14 protein-coding genes are annotated in these 16,240 nt (G+C 72.9%); 7 read left to right on the forward strand and 7 right to left on the reverse strand.

Annotation, left to right across the window (positions count from 1 at the left end):
• Nucleotides 1–6: 6 nt before the first annotated feature.
• Together IE145_RS04960 and IE145_RS04965 are read right to left on the reverse strand one after the other, a co-directional pair.
• Nucleotides 7–252: a DUF2630 family protein gene (locus IE145_RS04960; RefSeq protein WP_189519148.1), complete on the reverse strand. Its 246-nt coding sequence runs from the start codon at nt 250–252 to the stop codon at nt 7–9.
• A 61-nt stretch (nt 253–313) separates the two neighbouring features.
• Entirely contained in the window at nt 314–1,243 is a 930-nt protein-coding gene (locus tag IE145_RS04965; protein ID WP_189519149.1) for a hypothetical protein, read from the reverse strand.
• A gap of 131 nt (nt 1,244–1,374) precedes the next feature.
• Between IE145_RS04965 and IE145_RS04970 the strand changes: the two genes are divergently transcribed.
• The 5 genes from IE145_RS04970 to IE145_RS04990 all read left to right on the forward strand — a co-directional run bounded on the left by IE145_RS04970 (nt 1,375) and on the right by IE145_RS04990 (nt 6,015).
• Nucleotides 1,375–1,782: a hypothetical protein gene (locus IE145_RS04970; RefSeq protein ID WP_189519150.1), complete on the forward strand. Its 408-nt coding sequence runs from the start codon at nt 1,375–1,377 to the stop codon at nt 1,780–1,782.
• A gap of 135 nt (nt 1,783–1,917) precedes the next feature.
• Nucleotides 1,918–2,487: an NADPH-dependent FMN reductase gene (locus IE145_RS04975; protein ID WP_189519151.1), complete on the forward strand. Its 570-nt coding sequence runs from the start codon at nt 1,918–1,920 to the stop codon at nt 2,485–2,487.
• A gap of 127 nt (nt 2,488–2,614) precedes the next feature.
• Nucleotides 2,615–3,586 (forward strand): ATP-binding cassette domain-containing protein, encoded by a 972-nt coding sequence (locus tag IE145_RS04980; protein WP_189519153.1) that lies wholly within the window; start codon nt 2,615–2,617, stop codon nt 3,584–3,586.
• Nucleotides 3,583–4,440 (forward strand): ABC transporter permease, encoded by an 858-nt coding sequence (locus IE145_RS04985; protein WP_189519156.1) that lies wholly within the window; start codon nt 3,583–3,585, stop codon nt 4,438–4,440. The genes IE145_RS04980 and IE145_RS04985 overlap by 4 nt, the downstream gene beginning before the upstream one ends.
• A gap of 240 nt (nt 4,441–4,680) precedes the next feature.
• Nucleotides 4,681–6,015 (forward strand): MerR family transcriptional regulator, encoded by a 1,335-nt coding sequence (locus IE145_RS04990; protein WP_189519157.1) that lies wholly within the window; start codon nt 4,681–4,683, stop codon nt 6,013–6,015.
• A gap of 73 nt (nt 6,016–6,088) precedes the next feature.
• Here the strand turns inward: IE145_RS04990 and IE145_RS04995 are convergent, their stop codons facing one another.
• The 4 genes from IE145_RS04995 to IE145_RS05010 all read right to left on the reverse strand — a co-directional run bounded on the left by IE145_RS04995 (nt 6,089) and on the right by IE145_RS05010 (nt 12,267).
• Nucleotides 6,089–9,799, reverse strand: coding sequence for an ATP-binding protein (locus IE145_RS04995; RefSeq protein WP_229825332.1), 3,711 nt, complete (start codon nt 9,797–9,799; stop codon nt 6,089–6,091).
• Nucleotides 9,800–9,947: 148 nt separating this feature from the next.
• Complete coding sequence (locus IE145_RS05000) at nt 9,948–10,370, reverse strand: universal stress protein (protein ID WP_032764491.1); 423 nt, start codon at nt 10,368–10,370, stop codon at nt 9,948–9,950.
• A 140-nt stretch (nt 10,371–10,510) separates the two neighbouring features.
• Nucleotides 10,511–11,170, reverse strand: coding sequence for an FMN reductase (locus IE145_RS05005; protein WP_189519161.1), 660 nt, complete (start codon nt 11,168–11,170; stop codon nt 10,511–10,513).
• Nucleotides 11,171–11,175: 5 nt separating this feature from the next.
• On the reverse strand, nt 11,176–12,267 hold the full coding sequence (locus tag IE145_RS05010; RefSeq protein WP_189519163.1) for an LLM class flavin-dependent oxidoreductase: 1,092 nt from the start codon (nt 12,265–12,267) through the stop codon (nt 11,176–11,178).
• 168 nt (nt 12,268–12,435) lie between these two features.
• On the opposite strand from IE145_RS05010, the gene IE145_RS05015 reads away from it, so the two are divergent.
• On the forward strand, nt 12,436–12,576 hold the full coding sequence (locus IE145_RS05015) for a DUF6126 family protein (protein ID WP_164873509.1): 141 nt from the start codon (nt 12,436–12,438) through the stop codon (nt 12,574–12,576).
• Nucleotides 12,577–12,898: 322 nt separating this feature from the next.
• Complete coding sequence (gene trpS, locus IE145_RS05020; RefSeq protein WP_189519165.1) at nt 12,899–13,972, forward strand: tryptophan--tRNA ligase; 1,074 nt, start codon at nt 12,899–12,901, stop codon at nt 13,970–13,972.
• 238 nt (nt 13,973–14,210) lie between these two features.
• On the opposite strand, the gene IE145_RS05025 is transcribed toward trpS, so the two are convergent.
• The gene (locus tag IE145_RS05025; protein ID WP_189519167.1) at nt 14,211–16,214 is read right to left on the reverse strand and encodes an NAD-binding protein; all 2,004 of its coding nucleotides are present in this window, start codon (nt 16,212–16,214) and stop codon (nt 14,211–14,213) included.
• Nucleotides 16,215–16,240: the final 26 nt, after the last annotated feature.

Consider the following 16,240-nt stretch of genomic DNA (forward strand, 5'->3'; position numbering starts at 1 on the left):
ACCGGGTCAGCTCTGGTACCCCTCCACCTCGTCCGCGGGGCGGACCTTCGCCGTCGAGGGGTCCTCGCCGTACTCGCTGAGCGCCCGCCGTCGGCGCAGCAGGTCCCAGCACTGGTCGAGCTGGACCTCCACCGCCCGCAGCCGGGCTTTCTCGTCCGTGGAAAGGCCCATCTTCGCCACGGAGCGGTCGCGCAGGACGCGCTCTTCGGAGACCAGTTCGTCGATGTGCTCGAAGATGTCGCTGTCGGCCATGACGCCTCTTTCGGGTTCGCTCGGTGGCGGTCCCGGATCCCACTCTCACCCGGGCACCGCCTCATCGCACGTGGGCCGGGGCCTGCCCGCGCCGCAGGAGCACCCGGGCCACCACCGCTCCCACCAGCAGGACCGCACCGACCGCCAGTACCCACCACACCGTGGTCCGCAGGGAGGAGGTCAGGGCGTCGACCACCGCCGCGGCCGCGTCCCGGTCGCTGCCCGGCACCTCGTCCAGCACTCGGCCGCGGCCGATCGCGATCAGCACCCGGAGCACGATCGCGCCGAGCACGAACCCCGCACCCACGACCGCGGTGGCCCACAGCCCGGCCCGTAGCCCGCCCCGCACGCTCGCGATGCCCACGACCAGAACGAGGAGCACCAGCGTGGCGACGGCCGGCCAGATGCTGCAGTAGCGGAGCCACCGGAAGGAATCCCGGAGTTCGTCGGCCTGACCTGGGCCGAGGAGGGTGATCTCCGTCCGCTGGACGGGGATCTGGTCCGCGAACGGCACTCCGTCGCGCACCAGGTCCTGTTTGACCTGGTCGATCACCGGGGCCAGATCGATCGTGACGGCCTGTCCGCTGTCGCCGTCCAGGGCGGCCTTCACTGCTCGGTGGGCAGCGCGGTTCGCGCTGTCCCAGGCGTTGCGGAAGGCCTCGGTGGTGGTGAATGACCGCACGGCCTCGTGCAGGAACTTCTGGACCGTGTCCTGGAGCGGACCGAGATCGATCTGCCGCATCGCCTCCTCGGTGACCAGGTCTGTGACGGTGGCCTGGACAGCCGGGTCGGAGGAGAGCGGGGACACGGCGGCGACGTACCGGTCGGTGTCGTCGATCTCCAGGTCGACCCAGGCGGAGAGCGCGCTCAGCGGCACGAGGACGGTGAGCAGGACGAGCAGGACCGCCGAGAGAGCCGCCGATGCCGCCGAGAACGCCGAGGCCGGGGCGGGCGAGGAGGGCGGGGAGGTGGCCGGGGGAGAGGTCCGCACGTCTCCAGACAATCCCGTCCGGAGCCGGGCCGCTCCGGACCGTACGCCATTCGAGTTGCCGGGCGGCGCGGGCGGGTGTGCTCTGGAGGAACGGGAGCGTGCGACGGGGGCGACGGAAGGAGCTGTCCGCGATGGCCACACACGCAGCCATGCCCGGCCGAAGGGGGGCCCGCGCCCATGCGCGGACCCGTCACCACACCCCGCTCGCCTGGGCACTGCCTCTGGTGCTCGGCGTGATCTACGGGTTCTACGCGGCGTTCATCCGCCGCGACGGCGGTCCCAGCACCGGCGGGCAGGTCCTGCTCGGTCTCGTCTCCGGGGCCGCTCTGGCGGCCCTCTGCTTCGCGCTGGGCCGGATCCAGCGCTCTCTGCCGCGCGAGCTGCGAGCCGCCGCATACGGTGCGTTGACCGCGTGTGCGATCGGCTTCCTGGTGAGCCTCACCGATACCAGCGTGCTGCGGTCGACCGGCCTGGGGCTGGCCGTCGGGGCGGGCGTCCTCGTCGTCTCGTACTACTACCTCTACTCGCGGGAGACCTGAGGCCCGTCGGGTGTCCGGGCTTCTCCGACCGTGTGCGCGGCCGCCAGATTGAATCTGGCGGCCGCGCCTCCGCGTCTGGCGCCCATGAGGTGAGGGAGCGGAGCGGCTCGACCGGACCGGGAGGAGGAACGAGCGATGACGACGGACAGCGCTCCGCTGCGGGTAGCGGTGATCATCGGCAGTACCCGAGAGGGCCGCATCGGCGATGCGGTCGGCCGCTGGTTCATGGAGCGGACCCAGCACCGGAGCGACCTGGATCTCGCCGTGCTCGACCTCGCCGATTTCGACTTCCCCGTGCACTACCCGGGGCGGGCGACCGACCAGATGACGGAGTTCACCGCGGAGATCGCCAGGGCCGAGGCCTTCGTCGTGGTCACTCCGGAGTACAACCGCTCGTTTCCCGCCTCCCTGAAGCAGGCCATCGACTTCGCCTACGACGAGTGGCAGACCAAACCGGTCGCCTTCGTGAGCTACGGTCACGGGTCCGCCGGGCTGTACGCCGTTGAGCAGCTCCGCTCGGTCTTCACCGAGCTGCACACGGTGACCCTGCGGAACGGGGTCGCGCTCGACGTCCTCCAGCAGCCGCTGGAGGAGCACCCCGGCGACACCGGACGGGACCGGTCCGTGAGCCTCATGCTCGACCAGCTCGGCTGGTGGGGCTGGGCCCTGCGCGAGGCGCGCGCCGTCCGCCCCTACGTCTCCTGAGCGGCTACGTCTCCTGAACGACGACGTCTCACGAGCAGCAGGAGCCGGAGCCGGAGCAGCACGCGTCAGGACGCGGATCCCCCACGCGGACCACAGACTTCCACCGACGACCACCAAGGAATGGATCATGAGTACTGAACTGGCCATCGAGACCACGGGGCTGGTGAAGGTCTTCGGCGACAACCGCGCGGTGGACGGCATCGACCTCGCGGTCCCCAAGGGCACCGTCTACGGCGTCCTCGGACCCAACGGGGCCGGCAAGACCACCGCCGTCCGCATGCTCGCGACGCTGCTGCGCCCCGACGGCGGCTCCGCCCGGGTCTTCGGCAAGGACGTCGTGAAGGACGCCGACGCGGTCCGCAGCCGGGTCAGCCTGACCGGACAGTACGCCTCGGTGGACGAGGACCTGACCGGCACGGAGAACCTCGTCCTGCTCGCCCGGCTGCTGGGTCACTCCAGGCCGGCCGCCCGGAACCGGGCGGAACAGCTGCTCGACGGGTTCGGGCTGAGCGAGGCGGCGGGCAGGCAGGTGAAGAACTACTCGGGAGGCATGCGGCGGCGCATCGACATCGCCGCGTCCATCCTGAACACCCCGGACCTGCTGTTCCTGGACGAGCCGACCACCGGACTCGACCCCCGCAGTCGCAACCAGGTGTGGGACATCGTGCGGGCAGTCGTCGCCCACGGCACCACGGTCCTGCTGACCACGCAGTATCTGGACGAGGCCGATCAATTGGCCTCCCGGATCGCGGTGATCGACCAGGGCAAGGTCATCGCCGAGGGCACCAAGGGCGAGCTCAAGGCATCCGTCGGCGCCGGCACGGTTCATCTGCGGCTGCGGGACGCCGATCAGCGGGCCGAGGCGCAGAAGGTGCTGGCGATCGCGCTGAACGCGGAGGTCCAGCTGGACGCGGACCCGGTGGCGCTGACCGCCCGGGTCGACGGGCAGAGCACCGAGCAGGGCGCTGCGGAGCACGCCGGGCGTGCACTGGCCGAGCTGGCCCGGTGCGGCATCACGGTCGACAACTTCTCGCTGGGACAGCCCAGCCTCGACGAGGTCTTCCTCGCACTCACGGACAAGAAGGGAGTGGCGGCATGAGCACCGCGACCGCCAAGACGGATATCGAGGACGTCGCGCTCGCCGCGCCCGACCAGGAACGCCTCTCGGCGCTCCTGGTGGGCCAGGACCGCCCGCCGAGGCCCAGCGCACTGTCGGCATCGCTGGCGTTCGGCTGGCGCGCCATGCTGAAGATCAAGCATGTGCCGGAGCAGCTCTTCGATGTGACGGCCTTCCCGATCATGCTGGTCCTGATGTACACGTACCTCTTCGGAGGGGCGTTGGCCGGCTCCACGGAGGAGTACATCCAGTTCCTGCTGCCCGGCATCATGGTGATGAGCGTCGTGATGATCACGATGTACACGGGTGTCGCGGTGAACACGGACATCGCCAAGGGCGTCTTCGACCGGTTCCGCACACTGCCGATCTGGCGGCCGGCTCCGATGGTCGGCTATCTGCTCGGCGACGTCCTGCGCTATCTGCTGGCGTCGGCGGTCATGCTCTCCATCGGCATGCTCATCGGGTTCCGTCCCGAGGGCGGGGCGCTCGGCGTGCTGGCGGGCGTCGCCCTGCTGATCGTGTTCTCGTTCGCGTTCTCCTGGATCTGGACCATGTTCGGGCTGCTGCTGCGCTCCGAGAAGTCGGTGATGGGCGTCAGCATGATGGTGATCTTCCCGCTGACCTTCCTCAGCAACGTCTTCGTCGACCCCAAGACGATGCCGGGCTGGCTCCAGGCCTTCGTGAACAACAGCCCGGTCACCCATCTCGCCACGGGGGTGCGCGAGCTGATGGCGGGCAACTGGCCGGCCGCCGACATCGCCTGGTCGCTGGGGTGGGCCGGGGTGCTCCTGGTGGTCTTCGGCGTGGTGACGATGCGGCTGTACAACCGCAAGTGACCGACCGCGGGCGCGCCCGCCGGTGGCCTTCGCGCTTGTTCACCGATGGGCCCAGGGGCCTGCCGGCGGGTCACGGGGGTGCCCGCCGGTGGGCTCCAGGCGTATCCACCGGTGGGCCCCGGCGCGTATCCACCGGTGGGCCCCGGGAGGGCTCGCCCCGGCATCCTTGACCTTCCCCGCGGGGGAAGGCCCAGCATCGGTGGGGCCGGGCGGAAGGCGTCCGGTGCGAGGAGGTACGGGGTGGCACGCGAAGGCCGTGCGATGGGCGCCGCGGGCGGGGAGCTGGTGACGATCGGGGAGTTCGCCCGGTTGTCCCGGCTCTCCGCCAAGGCGCTCCGGCGCTATGACGAACTGGGTCTGCTCCGGCCCGCCCTGGTCGACCCGGTGAACGGCTACCGGTACTACGACCCGGCGCAGGTGGAGGGGGCCCGGCTCGTGGCGTGGCTGCGCAGGATCGGCATGCCGCTGAACCGGATCGGCCGGGTCGTGGCGCTCGACGCGGGTGCCGCGGCCGTGGAGATCCGGGCCTACTGGGCGCGGGTGGAGAGCGAGACGGCGGCCCGGCGCGATCTGGCGATGTACCTCGTCGACCATCTGTCAGCGGAGGGCAGGACGATGTCGCGGATGCCGGACAACGGGGAGAGCACAGGGAAGCCAGAGAACCTGGGAAGTGCGGGGACTGCAAGGAGCGGGGGTAGCGCGGGTGCGCCGACCGGGCTTGGCGTTCCGGTCGGGCTTGGCGTTCCGGTCGGGCCCGGAGCGCCGGGCAGCCTTGGAGCCTCGGGCGGGCCCGGGCTGCCGGGCGGTCCGGGGGCGGGGCCCGTGGCGCTGGCGATCCGGGGCGCCGCGCTGACCGATATCGGCGTGGTGCGCACGGCGAACCAGGACGCGGCGTTCGCGGGCCCCCAAACGCTGGCGGTCGCGGACGGTTTCGGGGAGGGCGGCGCCGAGGCGAGTGCCGCGGCGATCGGGGCGCTCAAGCCCTCCACATGGGGCCGGGACGGTGTGCTGTCTTCCGTGGATCTGCTGAACGCCCTGCAGGACACGGCGGATTCGGCTGCGGGGGCGGTCCGGGACGCGGTCGCGCCCTGCGAGACCCCGGACGGTTCGGGGACCACGCTCACCGCGATGCTCTGGACCGGATCGCGGCTCGGACTCGTGCACATAGGGGACTCGCGCGCCTATCTGCTGCGCGGCGGGGAGCTGTTCCGGATCACGCACGACCACAGCCTGGTCCAGTCGATGCTCGACGACGGTTCGCTGAGCCCGGAGGAGGTCGCTTCGCAGCCGGGGCCCGCGCTCCTGCTGAAGGCACTGGTCGGCGAGGCGCGGCCCGCAGCGGCGGCCGTGGCGTGCCGCCCCGACGTCCGCTTGCAGGAGGTGCTGGCGGGGGACCGTTATCTGCTGTGTTCGGACGGCTTGTCGGCGGTGGTGGACGCGGCGGGCCTGCGGGCGGCGGTCGTCGCGGCGGAGGACCCGGAGGAGGCGGTACGCCGGTTGGTCGGCCTGGCCCGCGAGGCGGGCGCCCCCGACAACGTGGCGTGTGCCGTGGCCGACGTGGTGGTCGAGGAATAGCGGCGCCGGCCCCGCAGCGCCCCGTGGGCCAGGAGGCCGAGGCTCCGTGGGGCGGAGGACGTGGTCCCGTGGGTCAGAGGCGCCAGGCGGGAGAGTGCTCGGGGCGGTAGGCGCAGGTGGTCCCGGTCGTCACGGAGGCCTTGAGGTGGGCGGCCAGCGAGGGGTGCAGGGTCTCCAGCTTGCGCAGGGTGTCGCGGATCCGGGCGGTGACCGTCTTGCGGGCCCGCTCGGTCTGGTCGCCCAGCCGACGGGTCCGGCCGCCGAGCCCCGCCGCGGTGCGCAGCTCGTCCAGGAGGGCCTGCCGCTCCCGGTCGTACTTCTCCACCTGCTGGGTGTCGTCCCGGGCGGCCGCTCGGTCTATCTCGGCGTCCAGCCGGTCCAGGTGTTCCTTGTAGCGGCGCTTGGCCTCTTCGTCGAGCACCGGATCGGCGCCGAGCTGCCCGGCCGCGACGACGAGGTCCCCGCCCTCGGGGGCGAGGAGCCGGACGGCCGGGACGTCGGCGCCGGGCAGTCCGAGCAGGCTGTGCAGGTCCCGCAGGCCCTTGGCGTCCGGGACGTGCACGGTCACCCCGTCCCACCGCAGCTGCCACACCGGCCCGTTCCGCCGGAACTCGGCGGACTGCCCGGCCGAGTCGGAGGCCTCACTACCGCCCGCCCCGGCCGCCTCGCCACCGGCCGTCTCGCCATGGCCTGACCCGGCCGCCTCGCCATCGCCCGCCTCGCCACCCCCCGCCTCGCCACGGCCCGACCCGGCGGCGCTCCGGCTCGACGCCGGGGTCGACTCCGGGGCCGGGCTCGACGCCGGGATCGGCCCCTGGTCCGGCGTCGAGGTCCGTGAGACGGAAGTAGCCGCCGAGGCATCGGCAGCCGTGGCACCCGGGGCAAGGGCGGCAGTGGCGACAGTCGCGGCGGCCGGGGTCCCGGAAGCCGCCGGGGATGGGGGCGTACGCAGGGAGGCGGCCTCGGCCTCCACATGGTCCAGGGACAACTCGCCGGCCTCCCGGGCCACTTCACCGAGCAGCCGGCGCGCCCGCCCGGCGTCGTCGGCGCCGAAGCCCTGAGCCACGGCCACGTCGACACCGACCGCACCGACCGCACCCTGACCGGCACCGCCCGCATCCTGACCGGTCTCGACCGCACCCTGGCCGGCCCCGCCCGCACCGGCACCACCCGAACCGGAGCGGGCGAGCAGGGAACGGGCCAGGCAGAGCCGGGCGCGTACGGCCCAGGGGCGGGCGCCGAGGCGGTCCGAGGAGGCGGCGGCCTCGGTGAGCGCCGCGACCGCCGCGTCCTGGTCGTCGCGCGCGGCGGCGAGCATCCCGAGCCAGAGGTCGACGGGGCCGCCGATGTCGCACCCGTACAGCGAGACGACCCACTGGCCCGTGTACGGGGTCAGCTCGTCCTCCGCGCGGGCGATCAGACGCGGGTCGCCCGTCACCGCGGCCGCCTGGGCCAGCAGCCTGAGCCAGAGCGGCATGAACGCCCGGGGGTAGGGGGCGGCGCGGTCCGCGTGCTCGGCGATCAGGCGCAGCGCGGGCGTGGCGTCGCCCTGCTCCACCGCGGTGAGCGCCTCCAGCAGCCCGGGAAAGGGGTACCCGGAGGCCGGAAGCTCGGCGAGGACCTCCTCGGCCTCGGCGAAGTGGCCCCGGAGCAGGTGCATCGCCCAGCGCAGGTGGTGCCCCATGAATCGGAAGGCCGCGTGGTCGTTGTTCTCCGGGTCGAGCGAGTCGTCCTCCAGCGCGGTGGACGCCTCGGCGAACCGGCCCTGCAGGGAGGCGATCAGACTGCTGTCGACGGCGACCCCCAGGGCGAACCGGGGCAGCGCGGTCACCTGCGCGAGCCGGACGAACGTACGGAACTGGTCGAGGAAGGCCGGGTCGCCCAGCTCCAGCAGCGCCACCCAGCGCATGGACGCCGCGTGCAGCTCCATGTCCAGGTGCCGGGAGCGCCGGCCGACGACGGTCATCTCGTCGGTCAGCCCGAGCCGCTCCACCGCCGAACCGAGACCCCACACGGAGTCGTGGCGCGCCCAGAGCGAGAAGGCGAGCGCCTCGTCGTCCGAGCCGCTCCGGGCCAGCGCCATGAAGTGGATGGCCAGCTCCTGGGCGAGCCGGTCGTCGGAGAGGCTCTCCTGGCCCTCCTTGCCGGTGATCCTGCGGTGCGCTTCGGCGAGCAGGCCCTTCGTGGCCACGCCGTGGTGGCCCAGGAACCCGTCGCCGTGGAGGGTGACCGCGACCCGGCCCAGCAGCTCCGGGTCGTCCAGCTCCCGGGCCCGGGCGACCGCCCCGTCCAGCAGGCGCTGCGCCTCGGCGGCCTCCCCCGCGTGCCGGAGCTGTCCGGCGAGGTCGAGACCGATCAGCGTGGCCCGCCGGAGGTCGGGGTCCTCGCCGGAGGCCACCGCGAGGGCGCGCCGGTAGTGCTCGGTGGCCTCCTCGTCGGCCAGGCGCCCCGAGGCGTCCCGGGCCGCCGCCAGCAGCAGGTCGATCCGGCGGTCGCGCTCCAGCGCGGCACCGGCGAGATGGGCATGCCGGGCCAGGGCGCCGGGCGGCACCGCGTCGGCGAGGCCGCCGTGCGCGTCCAGGGCGCGTACGGCGGCGGCATGGCGTTCGCGGGCCTCGGCGTCGTCCAGCGAGGCGTACAGCGTCTCGCGCAGGAGGTCGTGGGCGAAGGCGTACTGCCCGGACGGGCGGGGAACGACGACCCGGGCGACGACGGCCGACTCCAGCAGCCGGTCCACATGGGGGACCGGCGCGCCGTGCACGACGGCCAGCACCTGCCGGCGGAACTCCCGGCCGAGCAGAGCGGCGCTGGTCAGCAGCGAGACGACCGGCTCGGGCAGCAGCGCGAGCCGCTGCCGGACCGCTTCCCGCACACCGGGCGGAATGGTGGAGACCGGAGCTCCGCTGTGCCAGAGGCGGGCGGTCTGCTCGACGAAGAAGGGGTTGCCGCCGGTACGCCGGTGGACCTCGTCGACCAGCTGCGGTGCGGGCTCGCGGCCCGTCGTCACCGTCATCAGCGCACCCACCTCGTCCCGGCCGAGGCCGGTCAGGGTGAGGGTCGCGGCGGCGCGTGAGACCAGCGGCAGGATCAGCTGCTGGAGCGGGTGCCCGGGGGCCTCCACCTCGACGTCCCGATAGGTGCCGATCAGCAGCAGCCGCTCGAACCAGGCGTGCTGGGCGGCGAATTCGAGCAGCCGCAGGGAGGCCGGGTCGGAGCTGTGCAGATCGTCGAGGACGACCACCAGCGGCCGGCTCTGCGAGACCGTGACGAGGGCCGTCGTCACCGCGTCGAAGAGCCCGAAGGTCTCGGCACCCTCCGACGGGCCATCCGACGGACCCCGGCCGGGCGGCCCCTCGCCCGGTCCCCCGTCCGCGTGGGGCCCGCCACCGCGCCCACCGACCGCACCGGCTTCCGCGCCGGGCTCGCCCCCGTGAGCACCGCCTGTGGCGACCCCGGCCGGATCGCCGAGGAGTACGGCCAGCCGACCGTCCGACGCCTCCTGGGCCGCCGCCCACTCCGCCGCCGTGGCCGACCGGCGCAGGCCGCGCAGGATCTGCACCCAGGGCCAGTACCCCGGGGTGTTGTCCGAGTCCCAGCAGGAACCCCCGACCACCAGTGCCCCGCGCCGCCGTGCCTCGTGCGCGGCGTCCGTGACGAGGGTACTCTTGCCGATCCCGGCCTCGCCGGTGACCAGCACGAGACCGCCGTGGCTGTCCGTGGCCCGGACGATCTCCGAGCGGAGGACGCCCGCGGGGTGGTCGCGCCCGAAGAGAGCAGGGGTCATGACCACACGATAGGAGCCCCCACTGACAACGGCCCCTGGTTTCTTCCCGGAGCGGGCCGCCCCCTCCGCCGGTTCCCGGCCCCCCTCCGCCGGTTCCCGGCCCCCCTCCGCCGGTTCCCGGCCCCCCTCCGCCGGTTCCCGGCCCCTCTCAGTCGCGGACCACCGTCACCGGGCACGGCGCGTGCTGGGTGACGTGGAGGCTGACCGAGCCGAGCAGGGTGGCCTTGAAGCCGGTGTGGCCGCGGGCTCCCACGACGAGCAGGTCGGCGCCCTGGGCACGGTCCAGCAGGGCCTGGGCCGGGTTGCCGATGACCACGACCTTGCTGACCGCGGCGGCTCCCGCGGCGCCGAGGGCCTCCTCCAGCGCCTCGGTGAGGGAGACGGTGGCCACGGCCTGCGGATCGAAGTCCTCCGGCATGCCCGGCATCATCGACGCCCAGCTGGTGGCGGGGTACTCCCAGCTGTTCACGGCCTCCACCGTGGCGCCGGTCAGCTCGGCCTGGCGTACGGCCCAGTGCAGTGCCTTGATCGAGGAGTCGGAGCCGTCGACGCCCACAACGATCCTGCCCATATCTGCCTCCAGCTCGGTCGCGCTCGGTCGTGCTTGGTACAGCATTCGGTCTCACTGTAATCAAACAGGGCAATCGAGGCGGGTCGATATGACCCGCCCCGGTCGCCTCGGCAGGGTCGCCCCGCCCCGATCGCCCCGCCTCAGTCCAGCCGCAGGTCCGCGAGCTGCTGCTCGAAGGGGACGACCGCGTCCTCCCCGTCGTCCAGGCCCGGGGCCCGCGAGGCTCCGGAGACCGTACGGCCCAGGACCGCGGAGGCCAGCTCGCCGCCCGCGCGCCGGATCCGGGACGGCAGGCCCTCGGTGTACTCGTCGCCCGAGGAACCCCAGTCCTCCGAGGCCGCGTAGACGGAGGTGGGCACGGTGACGGCCCGCAAGTAGGCGAAGAGCGGGCGCAGGGCGTGTTCCAGGACCAGTGAGTGGCGGGCCGTACCGCCCGTCGCGGCGATCACGACGGGCTTGCCGGTCAGCGCGGTGTGCTCGATCAGATCGAAGAACGACTTGAACAGACCGCTGTACGAGGCGGTGAAGACCGGCGTCACGGCGATCAGCCCGTCGGCCTCCGTCACCGCGTCGATCGCCTCGCGCAGCCCGGCCGACGGGAACCCGCTGACCAGGTGGTTCGCGATGTCCACGGCGAGATCGCGCAACTCGATGACGTGGATCTCGACGTCTCGGTCCTGCTCGGCCGCGAGGCGCTCACGGGTGGCGGCGGCCAGCCGGTCGGCCAGCAGCCGGGTGGAGGACGGCTGGCTCAGCCCGGCCGATACGGCGACGAGACGCAGGGGAGTGGTGGCGAACATCGAGGTCAGCCCTCCTTCCGGGAGGTCCGGGCGGCGGTCACCGCGGGGTGGACGGGCGCGGACTTTGGAACGCCGGCCGGCCGCAGGTTGGCGAACTCCTTGCGCAGGACGGGCACGACCTCCTCGCCGAGGATGTCGAGCTGCTCCAGGACCGTCTTCAGCGGGAGCCCCGCGTGGTCCATCAGGAACAGCTGGCGCTGATAGTCGCCGACCGCGTCCCGGAACGTCAGCGTCCGCTCGATGACCTCCTGCGGGGAGCCCACGGTCAGCGGGGTCTCGCGGGTGAAGTCCTCCAGGGACGGGCCGTGGCCGTAGACCGGCGCGTTGTCGAAGTACGGGCGGAACTCGCGTACCGCGTCCTGCGAGTTCTTCCGCATGAACACCTGGCCGCCCAGCCCGACGATGGCCTGGTCGGCGGTGCCGTGCCCGTAGTGGGCGTAGCGGCGGCGGTAGAGGTCCACCATCTTCCTGGTGTGCTCCATGGGCCAGAAGATGTTGTTGTGGAAGAAGCCGTCGCCGTAGTACGCGGCCTGCTCGGCGATCTCCGGGGAGCGGATGGAGCCGTGCCAGACGAACGGCGGGACGCCGTCCAGCGGGCGCGGGGTGGCGGTGAAGGACTGGAGCGGCGTACGGAACTTGCCCTCCCAGTCCACGACGTCCTCGCGCCACAGCTTGTGCAGCAGGGCGTAGTTCTCGATGGCCATCGGGATGCCCTGACGGATGTCCTTGCCGAACCAGGGGTAGACCGGCCCGGTGTTGCCGCGGCCCATCATCAGGTCGACGCGGCCGTCCGCGAGGTGCTGGAGCGTGGCGTAGTCCTCGGCGATCTTCACGGGGTCGTTGGTGGTGATCAGCGTGGTGGACGTGGACAGGATCAGGTTCTCGGTGCGGGCGGCGATGTAGCCGAGGGTCGTCGTCGGGGAGGACGGGACGAACGGCGGGTTGTGGTGCTCGCCGGTCGCGAAGACGTCCAGGCCGACTTCCTCGGCCTTCTGCGCGATGGCCAGGGTCGCCTTGATCCGCTCGTTCTCCGTGGGGGTCCGGCCGGTGGTCGGGTCGGTCGTGACGTCCCCGACGGTGAAGATCCCGAACTGCATGGCGTCCGCCTTCCTGAGACCTGGCCGGGAGTCCTGGAATCCGGGGAAGCGGAGACCGGAGGCCCTGACCAATTTGGTTGAACGTTGAACTACACCCTACAACGGGACCCCTCCCCGTCCTATTCCGCGCGGCCGTGCGGCCTTCCCGGGCGGGCGTACCCTGGAGCGGTGGGCGAGCTGAAGAGCAACGGCGAGGAGTGGAAAGCGCGCGGAGTGTTCCTGCGCGTCTTCGTCTATGTCTTCGTGACCCACCTCTTCGCCGGGTTCGTCTGGCTCCTCTTCTACGTGGGTGAGCACGCCCCGAAGTAGGGCCCGCGGCCTCCCCGGGCGTCCTGCGGCTCCCCAGACGTGTCGAAGCCCTCCAGGTGCCCCCCAGGTGTGTCGAAGCCCTCCAGGCGCCCCGAGGCATCCCCGGGGGGCGGTACGCTTCCCCTCATGACCTCCGTCCCGTGCCGCAATTGGTGGCGCTCCTCCTAGGAGCGGCCACAGCATCTGCACGGAACCAGGGCCGTTCGACATGGACGGCCCTTTCTGCTGCCCTCGTACGGCGCGGACACGGAGACGGAGCGCAGCGGCGCTCACCGGCGGGGCCGTCCCTCACACCGCACTCACGCGAGGAGAGACAGCCACCATGACCACGATCACGGCCACGACCACGACCACCGCCGAGCCCCGCAGCCCGGAGAACCATGCCGCCGAGCTGGAGCACCGCATCGCCCGGGACCCCGGAAGCTTCCGGGTCCTCACCGGGGACCGCCCCACGGGCTCCCTTCACCTGGGCCATTACTTCGGCTCCCTGCGCAACCGGGTCCGCCTCCAGGATCTCGGCGTGGACGTCATCGTCCTCATCCCCGACTACCAGGTCATCACCGACCGGGACACCGCGGAGCGGCTGGCGGAGTACACCGACGGGCTGCTCCTGGACTACCTGGCCCTCGGTATCGACCCCGCCCGGTCCACCGTCTTCTGCCACAGCGCCGTCCCCGCGCTCAACCAGCTCATGCTGCCGTTCCTCAGCCTGGTCTCCGTCGCGGAACTGAACCGCAACCCCACGGTCAAGGACGAGATCGCGCACTCCCGGCAGTCCACGGTCAGCGGGCTGATGCTCACCTACCCGGTCCACCAGGCCGCCGACATCCTGTCCTGCAAGGGGAACCTGGTTCCGGTCGGCCGTGACCAGGCGCCCCACCTGGAAGTCACCCGGACGATCGCCCGCCGCTTCAACGAGCGGTACGGCCGGGTCTTCCCGGAACCGGACATCCTGCTCTCCGCCGCGCCCCTGCTGCTCGGCACGGACGGTACGAAGATGAGCAAGAGCCGGGCCAACTCCGTGCCGCTCTCCGCCACCGCCGACGAGACCGCCCGGCTGATCAAGGGCGCGACGACGGACGCGGACCGGCTCATCACGTACGACCCCGACGCCCGCCCCAACGTCTCCTCGCTGGTCCTGCTGGCCGCCCTCTGTCTCGACCGGGACCCGCACGAGGTCGCGGCGGAGATCGGCGACGGCGGAGCCGCCGCTCTGAAACGGACGGTGACCGACGCGGTCAACACCCACCTGGCGCCCTTCCGGGCCCGGCGGGCGGAGTACGCGAAGGACCTGACGTACGTACGGTCGGTGCTCCGCGCGGGCAACGAGCGGGCGAACGCCCTGGCGGAGGCCACGCTGGACGAGGTCCGGGAGGCGATGGGCGCGTTCCGGTAGCCGCCGCGCGATCCGCCCGCCCGAGCCGGGCTGCCCGTCGCGCGGTCTGCCCGCCCGAGCCGTACGGCCCGTCGCGCGGTCTGCCCGCCCGAGCCGTACGGCCCGGCGCGCGATCCGCCCGCCCAGTTGTACTGCCCGGCGCGCGGTCAGCCCGCCCGAGCCGTGCTGCCGGCCGGTGATGCGCCCACCCGTGAACCGGCCTACCACCCGTGAACCGGCCTACCGCCCGCGAACCGGCCTACCGCCCCGGCACCGCCGACCGCTGCCGGCGCAGCAGCTCCGCGAGGCCCCGGCGGGTGGCGGCGATCACCACTCGGTCCTGGGCGCGCAGCACGTAGCCGGGGTGCAGGTCCCAGACCAGGCCGGAGGACGGCGGGGGCGGGGCGCCCTCCGGGTCGAACGGGGGCGGGGCGGCGAGGTCCGGGTTGCGGTCGGCGGGCGGGGTGGCGTCGATGGCCAGGACCCGCCAGGCGCCCGCCCGGAACGCCTGCTCGACCGTGCGGCCCTCCAACTGCGGGTGTCCCGCGACCTCCAGGGCGGCGAACAGCATCACCTTGCGCTCGACCGGGATGGCGCCGAGGACCTGGCGGCCCATCATGGCGCCCGCGAACGCCGGCGCGGCGAGATGGGAGACCGAGCGCGAGCGGGTCAGGGCCTGGGGGTGCGCGGTGCGCAGGGTGCGGTAGACGGCGGTCGCGAACTCGTCGTCGTACAGCCGCAGCGCGACCCTCAGGTCCGGCTTCACCGAGCGGGCGTACAGCGTGGCTTCCAGGTTCGTCGTGTCGATGCTGGTGAGCGCGAGGAGGGCGCGGGCGCGATAGATCTTGGCCGCTTCGAGGACGCCCTCCTGGGTGACGTCGCCGATGACGGTCGGCACGTGCAGGGACCGGGCCAGCGGGATACCGCGCGCCTCGGGGTCCTCCTCGACGACGACCACGGGGATGTCGAGTTCCCTCAGGCGCATGAGGACGCGCGTGCCGATCTTGCCGAGCCCCAGCAGCACCACGTGCCCCGAGAGGCCGCGGGGCGGGCGGCGCAGCGAGGAGGCGGTGCGCAGGGTGCCGAACGCCTCCAGGACGGCGGCGATCAGCAGCGGCAGCAGGAGCAGCCCGGCGACGCCGGAGAGCAGCTGGATGACCTTCCGGGCGGTCGTGCCGTCCTCCGACGGGTCGTTCATGCCCAGCAGGTCGAGCAGGGTCAGATAGGTGGAGTGGACCAGGCCGTCCCGGGTGGTGAGGAGCGAGGCGACCACCAGGGCGAGTGCCGCGAGCGCTATGCCGAGGGCCGACCAGCGCAGCCTGCGGGAGAAGACCTGCGAGAGCGGTGCGCCCCTGCCCCCCATCCGGGTCGCGGGTCGGGCCGGATCGGCCCGGCTGATCGCTTCGAGGACCACCGTGCCCCGGCCGGTCGTCTCGGCGAGGGCGCGCTCGTCGGGCAGGAGCTGCGGGGCCTCGTCGCCGCTGCTGTCCGAACCCTCCGCGCCCGCCGGGTCGTTGGTGGTGGAGGAGAGCAGGGCGAGGGTGCACAGGCCGGGGTCGGCGCTCTCGCCGGGGCCGGGCGGCGGGCGCTCGGCGGCGCGCAGGAGCAGCCCCTCGGCCTGGATGACCTTGCTGCTGCCGGTCAGGGCGGTGGCGGCGAGGGCCGGGGCGGCGGTGTCGGCGTCGGACAGGACGGTGGTGGAGGCGTCCAGCAGCGCCGGGTCGATACCGGGCATGGCGACGGCCGCCGCCTGGTCGAGCAGCTCCTCCAGGTGCTGGCCGAGCTTGCGGTTGTAGAGCCGGATCACCAGCCGCAGACGGGGGTTGAAGCGGCGGGCGGTCAGGGCGGCGCGGATGTTGCGCTCGTCGTCGTCGTAGACGAGGGCGAGGGCGGCGGCCCGGTCGATGCCCGCCTCCTCCAGGACGTCGTCGGAGGGCTCGGGGGCCTCCATGATGCGGACGGCCTCGACCCCGGCGTTGGTGTCGCCGCTGCCGTCGGTGGCCCCGTTGCCGTGGCCCGCGCGGTTCATCGCCGCCGACATCCGGCCGAACAGGGCCGCTGCCCGGCCCCGTTGGGTCATCGGGGTCTGCGGGCCGCTCGCGTCCCGGCCCGGCGGCAGGAGCAGCGTGACCCGTTCCCCGTAGATGAAGCGCAGCTCCACGGCGAGCCGGCGCGCCAGGGCGTCGTCACCGCAGACGATCATGTGGCCGGAGGACGGCGGCCGTCCCGGCTGCTGAGGAAGTGGAGGCACGAAACCCAGCATGCCCGTGATCCTTCCGGCTCGGTCTT

The organism is Streptomyces sindenensis, from assembly GCF_014649035.1.
GTDB classification, from domain to species: Bacteria; Actinomycetota; Actinomycetes; order Streptomycetales; family Streptomycetaceae; genus Streptomyces; species Streptomyces sindenensis.

Coding starts and splice junctions, on each gene's coding strand:
- IE145_RS04960 (WP_189519148.1), bottom strand. CDS start 252: ATGGCCGACAGCGACATCTTCGAGCACATCGACGAACTGGTCTCCGAA.
- IE145_RS04970 (WP_189519150.1), top strand. CDS start 1,375: ATGGCCACACACGCAGCCATGCCCGGCCGAAGGGGGGCCCGCGCCCAT.
- IE145_RS04975 (WP_189519151.1), top strand. CDS start 1,918: ATGACGACGGACAGCGCTCCGCTGCGGGTAGCGGTGATCATCGGCAGT.
- IE145_RS04980 (WP_189519153.1), top strand. CDS start 2,615: ATGAGTACTGAACTGGCCATCGAGACCACGGGGCTGGTGAAGGTCTTC.
- IE145_RS04985 (WP_189519156.1), top strand. CDS start 3,583: ATGAGCACCGCGACCGCCAAGACGGATATCGAGGACGTCGCGCTCGCC.
- IE145_RS04995 (WP_229825332.1), bottom strand. CDS start 9,799: ATGACCCCTGCTCTCTTCGGGCGCGACCACCCCGCGGGCGTCCTCCGC.
- IE145_RS05000 (WP_032764491.1), bottom strand. CDS start 10,370: ATGGGCAGGATCGTTGTGGGCGTCGACGGCTCCGACTCCTCGATCAAG.
- IE145_RS05005 (WP_189519161.1), bottom strand. CDS start 11,170: ATGTTCGCCACCACTCCCCTGCGTCTCGTCGCCGTATCGGCCGGGCTG.
- IE145_RS05010 (WP_189519163.1), bottom strand. CDS start 12,267: ATGCAGTTCGGGATCTTCACCGTCGGGGACGTCACGACCGACCCGACC.
- trpS (WP_189519165.1), top strand. CDS start 12,899: ATGACCACGATCACGGCCACGACCACGACCACCGCCGAGCCCCGCAGC.
- IE145_RS05025 (WP_189519167.1), bottom strand. CDS start 16,214: ATGCTGGGTTTCGTGCCTCCACTTCCTCAGCAGCCGGGACGGCCGCCG.